The 14,522-nt window shown below is 38.3% G+C and carries 9 protein-coding genes; all 9 read left to right on the top strand.

Translation table 11 applies throughout. From position 1 onward, the window contains the following. Positions 1 to 94: 94 nt before the first annotated feature. The 9 genes from ACT29I_RS06890 to ACT29I_RS06850 all read left to right on the top strand — a co-directional run bounded on the left by ACT29I_RS06890 (position 95) and on the right by ACT29I_RS06850 (position 14,271). Complete coding sequence (locus ACT29I_RS06890; RefSeq protein WP_444793040.1) at positions 95 to 2,509, top strand: hypothetical protein; 2,415 nt, start codon at positions 95 to 97, stop codon at positions 2,507 to 2,509. A 7-nt stretch (positions 2,510 to 2,516) separates the two neighbouring features. Continuing rightward, complete coding sequence (locus ACT29I_RS06885; RefSeq protein ID WP_444793039.1) at positions 2,517 to 4,670, top strand: hypothetical protein; 2,154 nt, start codon at positions 2,517 to 2,519, stop codon at positions 4,668 to 4,670. A 12-nt stretch (positions 4,671 to 4,682) separates the two neighbouring features. Next, positions 4,683 to 7,289, top strand: a complete 2,607-nt coding sequence (locus ACT29I_RS06880; protein WP_444793038.1) for a glycoside hydrolase family 3 C-terminal domain-containing protein — start codon at positions 4,683 to 4,685, stop codon at positions 7,287 to 7,289. A gap of 61 nt (positions 7,290 to 7,350) precedes the next feature. Next, the gene (locus ACT29I_RS06875) at positions 7,351 to 9,225 is read left to right on the top strand and encodes a hypothetical protein (protein ID WP_444793037.1); all 1,875 of its coding nucleotides are present in this window, start codon (positions 7,351 to 7,353) and stop codon (positions 9,223 to 9,225) included. A gap of 337 nt (positions 9,226 to 9,562) precedes the next feature. Further along, positions 9,563 to 9,709 (top strand): hypothetical protein, encoded by a 147-nt coding sequence (locus tag ACT29I_RS06870; protein WP_444793036.1) that lies wholly within the window; start codon positions 9,563 to 9,565, stop codon positions 9,707 to 9,709. Between the two features lie 15 nt (positions 9,710 to 9,724). After that, positions 9,725 to 9,940: a hypothetical protein gene (locus ACT29I_RS06865; RefSeq protein WP_444793035.1), complete on the top strand. Its 216-nt coding sequence runs from the start codon at positions 9,725 to 9,727 to the stop codon at positions 9,938 to 9,940. Between the two features lie 69 nt (positions 9,941 to 10,009). Then, entirely contained in the window at positions 10,010 to 10,402 is a 393-nt protein-coding gene (locus ACT29I_RS06860) for a hypothetical protein (RefSeq protein WP_444793034.1), read from the top strand. 353 nt (positions 10,403 to 10,755) lie between these two features. Then, positions 10,756 to 13,332: a glycoside hydrolase family 3 C-terminal domain-containing protein gene (locus tag ACT29I_RS06855; RefSeq protein ID WP_444793033.1), complete on the top strand. Its 2,577-nt coding sequence runs from the start codon at positions 10,756 to 10,758 to the stop codon at positions 13,330 to 13,332. Positions 13,333 to 13,398: 66 nt separating this feature from the next. Continuing rightward, on the top strand, positions 13,399 to 14,271 hold the full coding sequence (locus ACT29I_RS06850; protein ID WP_430936032.1) for a hypothetical protein: 873 nt from the start codon (positions 13,399 to 13,401) through the stop codon (positions 14,269 to 14,271). The last annotated feature ends 251 nt before the right edge of the window (positions 14,272 to 14,522 follow it).

The following is a 14,522-nucleotide window of genomic DNA, read 5'->3' as shown; positions in this document are numbered from 1 at the left end:
TCCTGAGAGCAAGGGGAAGTACGCTGCCAAAGGCAGTGGGATGGGGATTTATAAGTTCTGCATTTTAAATGAAGGTTTTCTAATAATAATATCAATGTCTATAAAAGTTAATGTATTACTGCTTTTTCTGTTTTTGGCAAATAGCATTTTTGCACAAGATGTTGGGATATTTTACAACCATAAAATACCCCAGTTCGACTTTGCTGCTTCCGATATAAAAAAAGCGCTTAACAAACATGGACTAGCGGTCTTGTTAAAACCAATAACGGATTTATCCGAAAGCAAGCTGAGGTGCAATATCATAATTGCCCTTAAGTCAAATACCGAAGTAGTTGAATTATTGGCAGAAATAGGCGGTAGAACATCTAATATCATCAATCTTGGAGAACATGCCTACGCATTGCGAACTACTACTAAGGATTGTACCAACTATTGGGCAATTGGAGGAGATGTTTCAGGGGCTTTGTACGGTGGACTTCAAATGGCAGAAAACATTACTTTTAATGCTTTAAACGGAGTTTATAACCAAGATGATAAACCTTACCTGAAGAAAAGAGGCATCAAATTTAATATAGCTCTTGACCAAAAATCGGATAGTTTTGATAGCGACGGCGATCAGGACAAGAGTAATATTAAAGATGTGTGGGATATGAGTTTTTGGAAATCGTATCTCGATGACCTGGCACGCTATCGTTATAACACTTTATCTTTTTGGACAAAGCATCCTTTTACCTGCATGATAAAGCTGGAAGAATATCCTGATGTTGTCATAAACGATGTAACCGATGGATATGACAACTTGGTTATGAAAATGACCATTGAAGAAAAAATTGCCTTTTGGCAAGAGGTAATGACATATGCGAATGACCGCAGTATTGACATATTTTACTTCACATGGAATATTTTTCTGAGCACTGCCGAGGGAAAGTACGGTATTACGCATAAAGGAACCAATGAAAAAACAAAAGAATATTTGAGAAAAAGTGTGAAGGAGTTTTTGTTAACCTACCCACATGTGGATGGCATAGGTGTTACCGCCGGAGAACGTATGCGTGATTTGAGCTTTGGAGAGCGCGAGAAATGGCTTTGGGACACCTATGTAATGGGAATTTTAGATGCCAAAAAGGAACAAGGCAATCGGGAGATCCGTTTTATTCATAGGCATTGGAATACAGCGGTCAGCGATATTATGGGGCATTTTGAAGCGTATGAAGATCCTTTCGAATTCAGCTTTAAATATGCCAGAGCACACATGTATTCCAGTCCCAAAATTACGTTTGAGGACTTTTTACTCGAAGAAATGCCTGAAGGAACCAAATGTTGGTGGAACGTGCGTAACGATGATATTTTCCAATTACGTTGGGGCGATCCGGAATTTGCAAGAGATTTTTTATTGGGTTTCGATAAGCAAAAAACTGCCGGTTACCTTATGGGATCAGATGGTTATACCTGGGGCAGAGTTTATTCAGACAAGGACCCAAGCATTAGAGGTAAAAATGAAATAAGTAAGCATTGGTACAACTTTATGCTTTGGGGGCGTTTGGGATATAATCCTGATTTGTCGGAGGATGTTTTTAAAAATCATTTAAAACAACATTTCCCTGAAGCGCCAACTGACACCTTGTATTTGGCCTGGAAAACCGCTTCCAAAATTATACCCCAAACAACTCGCTTTGCTTGGAAAGATTGGGACGGAAACTGGTATCCTGAAGGTTGTAAAAGCGGGAGCTTTATTAATGTAAAGGGTTTTATGGTTGGTCAAACCATGGATGGAATTGGTATTATAAACATTGCCGACTATTGTGATAAAATCATCAACAAAGAAGATATTTCTGAAATCACACCATTGGATGTAGCTAATAAACTGGAAAGCTATGCCAACCAATCCTTGTTTTTGCTTACGTGCATTAAACACTCAGACAATACAGCGTTAAATCTTACCATTAATGATATATCCGCCTTTGCTCATTTGGGGAATTACTACAGCGAAAAGATAAGAGGAGCAACAGAGCTGGCCTTATTTATGAATACATCAAACATAACTCATCAAAATAAAGCAGTAAAACATCTGGAAAAAGCCTTATCGCATTGGAAAAAATACGCCAAATGTCTAGATGCTCAATATATTCCAAAAGTTCTGGCCAGAACTGGTTTATTCGATTGGAATAAGCTAATTAAAGATGTTGAAGGCGATATTGAAATGGCTAAGAACTTTGTTAAAACTGAAATAGACATAAAGTTTGAGGGAGTTACTGATGGGGCTGTTTATCCGGTAGGAACCAACTTATCAGTTAAGCTCTCCATTAAATCAACCCTTCCTCTCACAATAGTAGGCTTGGTACCAAACGGTGAATTTCTTGGATTAAAGAAAAATCCTCCCTATTTGTGGGAATCAGAAACAACTCCGTCTTTTCAAAATATGAATACCGGAATATATGAAATTAAGGCTCACGCTACAGATATTCATGGAGTTAGAGTTGAAAAGATTATAACGATTACAATAAAATAAGAACCTTATGAAATATTTAATACTTCTACTATCGATTCTGATTTGCTCTTGTAGTTCAAAACAAAGTAAAGTTGGTGTTTTTATTGAATCAACATACCCACAAACAGAATTTGCCCTCTCTAATGCCTCGGAGTTGTTTGGTACAGATTTATTGCAACGTATCCACAATAAAGCCGAAGCTGATATAATCGTTTCTGTTGTTGAAGACAATGAGTTTCCCGATCTTAAAAAGGAAGGATTTGCGTTAAAGAAAACAGCCAAAGATAAATGGGAAATACAAGCCAAAGATCCCATTGGCGCTATGTACGGCATTTTCGAAGTGGCTGAACTCTTATCTTTTGGTAAAGATATCAGCGATATTAAAGAAAAAACCATTAATCCATCTTTAAGAAACAGGTTTGTAAAGTTTAATTTGCCCTGGAGCTCCTACAGAACGGGTGAAGCATTATTGCTTCATGAAGAGACCTGTAGAGACACTGTTTATTGGAAGTCGTTTTTGGATATGATGGCCGTGAATAGGCTTAATGTTTTGTCCCTGTGGAATATGCATCCTTTTATGGATATGATTAAACCGGTAAAATATCCAGAAGCATCTTCTCTTAGCAATGAGGAATTATCGGAACGCAAGAAGTTTTGGAAAACTCTTTTTACGATGGCCAAAGAGAGGGGTATTCAGACCTATATTGTCAATTGGAATATCTTTGTTTCCAAGGAATTTGCAACAGCACATAAATTACCGGGTTATAATAAAACAGGCTCTTTTTGGGGGGATGGTTATAATTCTGAATTGATTGAGGATTATACCCGGGAATGTGTGAAACAAGTCATTAATGAATATCCCAATTTAACAGGTATTGGCCTTACGCTTGGAGAACGAATGGGAGGAATGACGAATGTGGAACGAAGAGACTGGGCTGATCGTACCATCATTGAAGGTATGCGAATGGCCAATCGAAAAGCTAAATTATTGTATCGGGCGCCATTATCGGCAGGTTTAACCAGTCACGGTACAGCGGATAAAATAACGGAGGTAATTACACGTGAGACTTTAGATACCCTAAAAACACCACTTGAAACGGTTATCAGTTTTAAATACAACTGGTCGCATGGTCATTCGTCTGATAAACTATTTATTGTACATGGCGGTAAGTTGACCGATACCTATTGGAATCCAATTCCAGACAATTATTCTATTCTTTGGACGGTAAGGAACGAAGACTTTTTTATCCACCGATGGGCAGAACCCGATTTTGTAAGGCGTTTTATTAAAAACAACCTTTCACAATCTTATATGTCAGGATGCATCATAGGTTCGGAGTGTTATATTCCGGCAAAAGATTATTTCTCGAATGATGCAGGGAAGGAACACTTTGATTATGCTTTTGAGCGTCAGTGGTTGTGGTATTCTATTTGGGGGCGGCTACTTTATGATTCCCAAACAGACGATCAATTATTTGCTCAGCAACTCAATAAAAAATTTGGTATTGATTATGGCAATAATTTGTTGAAAACCTGGAAAACAGCCAGCAGTTATTACCACCTTTTATCATCCTTTTACAAAGGTACATGGGATGCTACACTTTATTCCGAAGCTTTTACTTCTATAATGCGTGGGTCTAATATCGAAAAAAACAAAATCGATATAATTACCATGCAAGCGCTAGGCAATCGTCCTGTGCTTGATACAACCCGGTATATAAACATCACAGATTATGTCCTGAATAAAAACGCAATATCTGATAAGTTAATTACGCCAGTGAAGCTGGTTGATATTTTAAATGAAAATGCAGATACGATTTTTAGTGATCTGGAAAATTATCGAAAAGAAACACCTGGTAATGAATTAGAAGTAGAACTATGCGATTTGGAAGTATTGGCTTATTTACAGCGTTTCTTTGCAGAACGAATCAATGCAACAGTCTTTCTCGCCGAACATATTTTATTGGATAAAGAACTTGAAGAAGACAATATAAAAAGGCATCTGGGTTTATCCATTCAATATTGGGAAAAGATTATTGAACTCAAAGAACGATATAATAAACAGCAGATACCTTATGTTTTTAAAGAAAACCTGGATTATCATCAGTACTTAAAAACTTTAACAGAAGAACGAGAGAATTTTCAGAATATCGAAGAGTTCTGGATTCATGATATAAAATAAATTGAAAATAAGATGATGTTAAAAAGAATGATTATTGGTTCTCTTATTCTGGCAGCATGCCTGGTTAAGATGAACGCACAGGTTTGGAAAGACCCCAACGCTTCCTTAGACGAACGTGTTGAAGATTTATTGTCAAAAATGACATTAGATGAAAAGATAAGCTATTGTGGTTCCAGAATACCGGGCATCGAACGTCTGGGTATTCCTTCTTTTGAGTGGTACGGTGAAGCGCTTCATGGACTAAAAGCATGGAATTGTACGCAGTTTCCGCAAAATATTGCGATGGGTTCAACCTGGAACCCTGATTTAATGTTTGATGTAGCTACAGCCATTTCAAATGAATCAAGAGCTTTAAAAAATTTAGGTCAAAAAGAGGTGATGATGTTTGCTCCGACTGTAAATATGGCTCGTGATCCTCGTTGGGGAAGAAATGAAGAGTGCTACAGCGAAGACCCGCATTTGATGTCGGAAATAGCACGTATGTATGTACGTGGTATGCAAGGTAACCACCCCAAATACACCAAAACGGTAACTACCGTTAAGCATTATGTAGCAAATAATGTTGAAAAGCGCAGGGAGTTTAGTCATTCCCTGGTACGTGATGTCGACTTGTACGAATATTACTTTCCTGCCTACAAAACTTGTATTGTGGATGAAGAAGCAACAGGTATCATGACAGGTTTAAATGGTTTAAATGGAACGCCATGTTCTGCCAATAATTGGTTAGTGAACAATGTTCTTCGTAAAGATTGGGGTTTTAAAGGTTATGTAATTGCAGATTGGGCTGCTGTTCAAGGACTGGAAAAACGTATGCGCTTTACTAAGTCACAAGAGGAAGCCGCTGCTATGGCCATAAAAGCGGGTGTTGATCAGGAATGTTTTCGTCATAAAACAAAACCAGCTCCTTTTGTAACAGCACTTAAACCTGCCATTGAACAAGGGCTTCTGACCGAGGCTGAGTTAGATGTATCGGTTCGAAGATTATTGCGTCTTCGCTTTATGACGGGGGATTTTGATGATTCATCGCTCAATCCTTATTCAAAAATTCCTAAGGAAGTGCTTGAATGCGAAACCCACAAACAATTGGCACTAAAAGCAGCAGAACAAAGTATCGTTCTATTGAAAAATGATGGTGTTCTTCCGTTAAAAAAGAACATAGACAAGCTGGCAGTCATGGGGCCATTTGCCAATCGCTGTTGGTTGGGTATTTATTCGGGTAATCCTAAAAGCAAAATAACGCCATTGGCTGGGATTCAAAACAGTGCGAAAGGAAAGGTTAGTTTTGCTGAAGGTTGCTCGGTTACTGGAGCAGAAGATGATCAAAAAAAGATTGATGAGGCCGTTGAGCTTGCAAAAAAATCAGACACAGTAATTCTTATTGTTGGAAATGATGAAACTACCGCTACTGAAACACGCGATCGACTGTCGTTAAGTTTGCCAGGTAATCAACACAAACTCATCAAAGCGGTTAAAGCAGTGAATGAGAATGTGATTTTAGTATTGGTGCCAAGTGGTTCAACTTCTATTGGTTGGGAACAGACAAATATTCCAGGAATTGTTTGTGCATGGCCCAATGGTCAGGAACAAGGCACAGCGTTAGCAAATGTTCTTTTTGGAGATATAAATCCTGGTGGTAAATTAAGTACAACTTGGGTGAAATCTGAAAATGATTTACCGCACCTACACGATTACAATGTTATAACCTGGAAAGATGATTACGGACCAGAAGTAGGCAGAACGTATATGTATTCTCAGGTAGAACCTTTATATCCTTTTGGTTTTGGATTAAGTTATACGCAATTCGAAATTACAGACACAAAATTGAGCACTAAAAAGCTTAAGTGCATGAAAGACCTTGTTGTAACTACTAAAGTAACAAATGTCGGGGAAATGGATGGAGATGAAATTGTACAAGTTTATGTACGTGATTTAACATCTAAACGTGTGACTCCGGTAAAAGCATTAAAAGGTTTTAAACGTATTCATATTCCTGCGGGCGAAAGCAGAACTGTTTCCATTAGCTTGCCTTACGAAGCATTTTCTCATTATGATGTTGATGCGAAAGATTTTGTAGTAGAGGAGGGTGATTTTGAAATTATGCTTGGGCAATCGAGCGAAAGAATCGTCACTTCCAATACCTTAATGGTAAATGGTGGTTCTATACCTAAAATTAGCGTGGGGCAAAAGAGTGGATACTTTAATGCTGATGATGAAAATCGCACCAAGAAATGGGATTATTTGTATGACGGTGATGCTTTTAAAAGTACTAAGAAAGAACAGGCTGAGGATGCAGTATTTGATTGGGTAGAGTATGAAATTGTATTTGTCGATCCTGGAGTTTATGTGAGTACCTGGGATGCAGAATTGAATTTTTCTCATGCAAGTAAAGAAGCTATTGTTGTGACTTCTATGTCCGGTGTGGAAATTAAGTCTTATACTATTTTAAAAAATCAGCGTAAGCTTCCGATTAAAATTCCTATTCCACCAGAATATGGTAAGCCAGTTCGTTTGCGTATAAAAACTATACATGGAGAGGTGAAGCATGAATCAATTAAAATAATTCCTCCAGGAAATAAGCAACCATTTGTAATTCATAAAGTGGCTGCAAAGTCTAAGTAAAAGAATGAATAGGCCTAACAGGTTTTAAAAGCTGGTTAGGTTTTCTATAAAATAAAATCGAATGAAATTGAATAAAAATTTATTACTGACATTATTCTTTACTTTAGCTTTTGGAAATATAAATGCCCAAAGCTGGAACTACAACAATAACCGTATAGCTATCAGTTTTGATGGTAACAGTGCGCCCGACCATCAATATAAATGGCCTATTGGCGATCCTGATGATTGGGGGGCAACAGCAGCAAGTATGGCTATTATTGCCAGGCTCGGGCTGCAAGACAAGTTGGTGCATTGTTCTTACAATAACTTTATTGATGCCCCGGCAGGACCGGATAGTGAAAATCAAAACAAATTAAGTTGCGATGGAGCTATCATTAGGTGGCATTTTGATGCATCAAAATTTTATGATGTTACCACACAGCTCGAAGAGGCTAAAACAAACCTGGCTTCAGAAATGCTTAAGTCAACTGCCGATGACCCGCTATACTTTATACATGCCGGATTATCGGAGTTTGTTTATCAAGCCGTTAAAAAAGCTATTGATATGGGCGGACTGGAAGCGCTCTCACATGTAAAGTTGGTTTCGCACAGCGGTTTTAACGAAAACGAAACCCGCAGGGATTGGCACCACACATGGAGCGATATTCAGGAGTTGTGCGGAAACCGTATTCAATACCATAAAATAAAAGACCAGAATGCATGTACCAAACCTAATGTATTGTGGTGTTCAGGTAAGGATTTCTCGCCTTGGTACTGGATGCGCGACCATCAGGACGAAAGCATCCGCTGGTTATACAGAAGAGCACAAGCGCACGATACTGGCAAAGCAGATATCTCAGATGCCGGCATGCTGTTTTGGTTGCTAACAGGCGATGAGAACGGAAGCCCTGATAAATTCAGGAATTTTATCGGTGACGGAATTCCCGATGCAGTACAGGGAATAAGCGTGATTAAAGGATTGGACGAAAACAACAAATTCACACTTTCGGCAATGGATGATTTTCCAATACTGACTATTCCTGGTTATGCACCACCTTATAAGGATAAATACCGCAAAGCCATGGCTATTGATGCCGTGCATTACAAAAATGTATTTGCAGCAAGTAAAGTACAGCTGACAGCGCCTAAAGGTTTGTATAATATCACTATTTCAACTTTAGGCGAAATAGATGGAGAATCAACTTATCGACTAAAGGTAAATGGAGTAGAGCTAGGGCAAACGCAAAATAAGGAAACAGAGAAAGATTATAAAATCGATAACTTTACTTTTAAAAACGTTAGGCTTGAAGAGGTTAATGATATTCAAGTGGAATTTAATTCGCACTCTAACGGTAAAATTCCTGAAGATGATGCTTTTGCTTTTTCAAGGGGTAGATGGGCCCAATTGAAGTTTCACTGTGTTGAAAAAGAGGTAGAACAGGAAATAAAAGGAACCATAATTAGCATTGAAGGTGAACATTTTGATTTGCACGGTCATTGGAAATTTGCCGATGATAAAAAGGCCAGTGGTGGAAGATATATTCAATACATCGGTAAAAACCATTATCAGGAAGTGGTCAATAAAGAAATTTGTGATGCCTATTTTATGGTGGAAGAACCAGGAAGGTATACCGTAAAATGGATGATGCGTCAGCCTGATAATGCCGAAGGTGATAAATCGAATGATGCCTGGATTGATTTTCCGGGAGCTAAATGTTATGGAAACAAAGAGGAGCTATCGGGATATGTGAAGTTTCATGGCAGGGGTAAAGGCGAGTTTACCTTAAATGGTCAGCTCGATTTACACGATAAAGGTCAACCCTGGATGGCAGTGGATTTCCCGGCTGCAGGTCAGTATATGATAAAAATAGGAGGCAGGTCAGAATTCCTTCAAATTGATAAAGTGGTCTTGTATAAAGACATCACATTTGATCAATTGAAGACCTTGATGGAATAAATCAAGGAACAGGAATCGCCTGGTCGGTAAAAAAAGTACACAACTCTATTACATAGCATTATTATAACAAATTAAGTCAGTTCATCAGTTTTCCTACATACAAAGGAGGAAAACTGATTACCCTTATGTAAAATTTAATTCAGCACTAATATAATGAGTATTCAAATGCTCGACAATAATATTCTGTCCAGTAAATTATGGTTTAATCCATTTGTTGACGGTGGCTCTGCTAGTCAACTATTGTGCTCGAATTCGAATCTGGATAACAGCTGTATTTTTAAAAATCCTTTTGCTAAAAAAAAATTAAACATATTACATTGCGATTAAAAGAAATATTATGAAAATCAGAAAATTTATTTTTGTAGCCATCATTCTAAATCTTGCAGTAGCAAATAGCTTTGCACGTCCAATTTTCGATAAAAAAAAGGATATTTTAATTGCACAATTTGATAGTAAACCAGATACCGATGACATTCATGCCTAGGCAGCTTTGGGATGCATGTTGTTGCATAAAGACCTAAAAGGAGTAAATTATTATGCAGTTGCCGGGGCTATTGGAATTCAGAATGGAAAATATATTGATTCGGGCGAGTTATTTAATATGATTTTTGGCAAAAAATGGACAGATGCGCATTATAATTGGCAAGGTTCAGTGCAAAACATTGCAGATAAGGTTATGCCTATTTTACAAAAAGGTGGAAAAGTTTGGGTTTAAGAGGCAGGACAATCTAATACAACCGCCGATTGGATTGATGAAATTTTAAAGACTGTTTCTGCAGAAGTGGTGAAAACAAATGTATTGGTGGTTCAGCATAGTAATTGGAACGAAAAAAAAACAACGCAGACCGAATTAAGCTGGTTAAAAGCCAATACCGATTATATTGTAATAGAGGACGGCAATAAAAGCAATGGGACGCCTGGTTTTAAAGATGACAATACAATTTGGCTGCAAAAGGCTAAAGCATCCGATAACTCCAATGTATATGCCAGAAAAGCCTGGATGGAAGCTTCCCGCATATGTGATGAGTGGACAGCTTCCTGGGATAATGAAGTCATTACAGCCGGTGGTGTTGATTTTTCTGATGTGGTTGAGTTTTGGTGGATTTTTGAACTTGGCAAAAAAGCCAATACAATCTCGAGTTTTTGGGATAGATATGTTGTTAATCTAGACAGTTAGATTATACAAAAGACCTGAGATTGGTTTACGATATGCTTAAATTATATGGCTTGAATAGTGTTAGCTGTAGGAAACCAAATGTTTTGGAGCTGTAAATCAAAGCGGGTAAGACAGTCGAGGAGTAGAAGGCCGAAGTGGGGTTTAACCTTGTGTTTGATAAAACACCTACTTCTGTAGATATTATAAACAATTGGGAAGAGAGCGAGGGCATTCTTCTCGACTAGAGTTTTTTGCCTGTTTTTTGGGGCGATGCCAAAATGAAGTAGGGTTTTAGGGATGACATCCCTAAGTGTTTTTGAGGTTGCATAAGTGTATTTAACCCTTGGTTTGAATTAATTAAATTAATAAATAAGATGATTTTAAAAAAGATGATTACTGGTTCCCTGATCCTTGTGGCATGCTTGGTTAAGATGAATGCACAGGTATGGAAAGATCCCAGCGCTTCTGTAGATGAACGTGTTGAGGATTTATTGTCAAAAATGACATTAGATGAAAAAATTAGCTATTGCGGTTCCAGAATACCGGCCATCGATCGTTTGGGTGTCCCCTATTTTGAATGGTACGGTGAGGCTTTGCATGGTATCATCGCCTGGAACTGTACCCAGTTCCCTCAAAACATTGCTATGGGAGCTACCTGGAATCCTGAGCTGATGTTTGAAGTGGCTACAGCCATTTCAAACGAAGCACGCGCTTTAAAAAACACAGGCCAAAAAGAGGTGATGATGTTTTCGCCTACCGTTAATATGGCGCGTGATCCAAGATGGGGTAGAAATGGCGAGTGTTATAGCGAAGACCCTCATTTAATGTCGGAAATGGCTCGTATGTACATTCGCGGTATGCAAGGTAACGATCCAACGTATACCAAAACAGTTACAACGGTAAAGCACTATGTGGCTAACAATGTGGAGACCAAGCGTGAGAGGATTCACTCTAATATCAATAAAAAAGATTTGTATGAATACTATTTCCCGGCATATAAGACCTGTCTTGTGGATGAAGAGTCAACAGGAATCATGACCTCTTTAAGTGGCTTAAACGGTATACCTTGTTCTGCTCACAATTGGGCGGTGAACGGAGTATTACGCGATGAATGGGGCTTTAAAGGATATGTGATTGCCGACTGGGCCGCTGTTCAGGGACTTGAAAAAAGAATGAAATATGCTAAAACGCAACCCGAAGCTGCAGCCATGGCTATCAAAGCCGGTGTTGATCAGGAGTGCTTCCGTCATAAAGAAAGACAGGCTCCAATGGTAAATGCATTAAAACCTGCTATTGCACAAGGTTTACTTACCGAGGAAGAATTAAATGTTTCGGTACGCAGATTACTTCGCTTACGTTTTATGACTGGCGATTTGGATGATCCTGCGTTAAATCCATATTCTGAAATTCCGGCTAGTGTGTTGGAATGTAAAGCCCATAGAGAATTGGCGCTTAAAGCAGCAGAACAATCCATCGTATTATTAAAAAATGAAGGTGCTCTTCCTTTAAAGAAGAATGAAGAAAAACTGGCGGTTATAGGGCCTTTTGCTGATAGATGCTGGATGGGAATTTACTCGGGTCATCCTAAAAATAAGGTAACACCTTTGGATGGAATTAAAAAGTTAACGAATGCCGAAGTAAGTTATGCTGAAGGATGTCATGTAACTGCAGAAGATGAGGATGGTGCGAAAACTAAGGAAGCCGTTGCATTGGCGAAAAAATCAGATCGTGTGATTCTTGTAATGGGTAATGATGAAACCACATCTACTGAAAATACCGATCGTAAATCGCTTAAATTGCCAGGTAATCAGCATCAATTAATTAAAGCCGTTCAGGCAGTGAACAAGAATATAATTTTAGTGCTTGTTCCGAGCGGACCAACGGCCATAAGCTGGGAACAGGAAAATATTCCGGGAATTGTGTGTGCATGGCCTAATGGACAAGAGCAAGGAACGGCTTTAGCTAACATGTTGTTTGGAGATGTAAATCCCGGAGGAAAACTCAATTCTACCTGGTTTAAGTCGGATGATGATTTGCCTGATTTTCATGATTATAATATTCAGACCGGGCGTACTTATATGTATTATAAAGGAGATGTTTTATATCCGTTTGGTTATGGCTTAAGTTATACCAACTTTAAAATAGATGGTATAAAAGTAAACAGCAAAAAAATCAATGCTCAGGGAAATGTTGTGGTTTCTGCTAACATCACCAACACGGGCAGCATGGACGGCAATGAGGTTGTTCAGGTTTACCTCCGCGATATTAAATCTTCTGAGCGCAGTCCAATGAAAGCCCTAAAAGGGTTTAAGCGTATGCATGTGGAGGCCGGAAAAACAAAGAATGTGGATATCACACTTCCTTACGAAGCTTTTGCGCATTACGATACCATCCAAAATCAATTTGTGGTTGAGGCAGGTAAGTTTGAAATTTTAGTGGGTAATTCTAGCCAAAATATTTCAGCTAGCCAAACGGTCAATGTAAAGGGAGGTACTGTCCCTGCTATTAAGGTTGGACAAAAAAGTGGATATTTTAATGCTGATGATGAGCTACGTTCTAAAAAGTGGGATTATCTATATAAGAACAAAGGGGATATGAGTTCTTTGGATACGGGCAAAGACGATGGAAATGCCTGGGTGGAGTATGAAATTACTTTTATCGATCCTGGATTTTATGTAAACACCTGGGATGCAGAATTAAGTTTTTCATTTGCCTCTAAGGAAGCTATCATTGAAACATCAATGGCAGGAGCAAGTATTGATAGTTATACCATATTAAACAAGCAACTACATCAGTCTATTAAAATTCCAATTCCACCAGAATATGGTAAGCCTGTAAGATTGAGAATTAAAACCTTACATGGTGAGGTGAAGCATGAATCGATTAAAATAATCCCTCCTGGCGATAAAAAACCATTTGTAATTAACAAAGTGGTAGCTAAATCTAAGTAAATGAATGAATAGACCTTGTAGGTTTTAACAGCCTGTTAGGTTTTCTATAAAATAAAATCTAATTCAATGAAATTGAATAAAAATCTATTACTGACATTATTAATTACTTTAGCTTTCGGAAATATAAACGCCCAAAGCTGGGGCTACAATAACAACCGTATAGCTATCAGTTTTGATGGTAACAGTGCGCCCGACCATCAATATAAATGGCCCATTGGCGATCCTGATGATTGGGGGGCAACAGCAGCAAGTATGGCCATTATCGCTAAGCTAGGATTGCAAGATAAATTGGTGCATTGTTCTTACAATAACTTTATTGATGCACCGGCCGGTCCGGATAATGAAAATCAAAACAAATTAAGTTGCGATGGATCTATTATCAGGTGGAATTTTGATGCATCCCGCTTTTTTGATGTTACCACCCAACTCGAAGAAGCCAGGACAAACCTCGCTACTGAAATGGTAAAGTCAACAGCCGATGACCCGCTTTATTTTATGCATGCCGGATTATCGGAGTTTGTCTATCGGGCTGTTGAAAAAGCAATTGATATGGGAGGGTTGGAAGCGCTCTCACATGTAAAGCTGCTTTCGCACAGCGGCTTTAACGAAAACGAAAAACGTCGCTCATATCATCGCGATTGGAATGCTATCAAAGAATTATGTGGCAACAGAATACAATACAAAAAAATAAAGGACCAAAACGCTAAATGGGATCCGGATCTGTTATGGAATTCGGGCAAGGATTTTTCGGTTTGGTATTGGATGCGCGACCATCAAGATGAAAATATCCGCTGGATGTATACAAGAGTTCAGGCACACAACAAAGGAGTAGCAGATATTTCTGATTGTGGTATGCTGTTTTATTTATTGGTTGGAGATGAAGATGGTAACCCTGAAAAATTCAAGGAGTTTATAGATGATGGAATTCTTGTAAAGTAATTTGGGTTTGAAGTAATGTTAATGATTCATCGATTAGAATTAATATATTTCAACTCCATCGACATATTGGTGGGATCTTTTCCTTTTGCATAATATTGAATGGGTTTTAAATATGCCCGTATGCAAAGTGGTTAGGTATAATTAAAAACTGAAATAAAGTTGGCGAAATGCTCCGGGAGCTTGCTCCTGAGATAGTCAACGCTATGGATTTTCTTTATTTTATATTTAAAATAAGCTACTTTTGTTTTCTG

The sequence above is a fragment of the Saccharicrinis sp. GN24d3 genome (assembly GCF_052400645.1).
In the GTDB taxonomy this organism is placed as follows: Bacteria; Bacteroidota; Bacteroidia; order Bacteroidales; family Marinilabiliaceae; genus Saccharicrinis.
Note: the sequence above shows the minus strand (reverse complement) of the source record. Positions and strands in the feature narration are given on the sequence as shown.

Bases quoted from the DNA above. Each gene is read 5' to 3' on its own strand.
- ACT29I_RS06890 (WP_444793040.1), top strand. From the start codon at position 95: ATGTCTATAAAAGTTAATGTATTACTGCTTTTTCTGTTTTTGGCAAAT.
- ACT29I_RS06875 (WP_444793037.1), top strand. From the start codon at position 7,351: ATGAAATTGAATAAAAATTTATTACTGACATTATTCTTTACTTTAGCT.
- ACT29I_RS06880 (WP_444793038.1), top strand. From the start codon at position 4,683: ATGATGTTAAAAAGAATGATTATTGGTTCTCTTATTCTGGCAGCATGC.
- ACT29I_RS06850 (WP_430936032.1), top strand. From the start codon at position 13,399: ATGAAATTGAATAAAAATCTATTACTGACATTATTAATTACTTTAGCT.
- ACT29I_RS06870 (WP_444793036.1), top strand. From the start codon at position 9,563: ATGAAAATCAGAAAATTTATTTTTGTAGCCATCATTCTAAATCTTGCA.
- ACT29I_RS06865 (WP_444793035.1), top strand. From the start codon at position 9,725: ATGTTGTTGCATAAAGACCTAAAAGGAGTAAATTATTATGCAGTTGCC.
- ACT29I_RS06855 (WP_444793033.1), top strand. From the start codon at position 10,756: ATGATTTTAAAAAAGATGATTACTGGTTCCCTGATCCTTGTGGCATGC.
- ACT29I_RS06885 (WP_444793039.1), top strand. From the start codon at position 2,517: ATGAAATATTTAATACTTCTACTATCGATTCTGATTTGCTCTTGTAGT.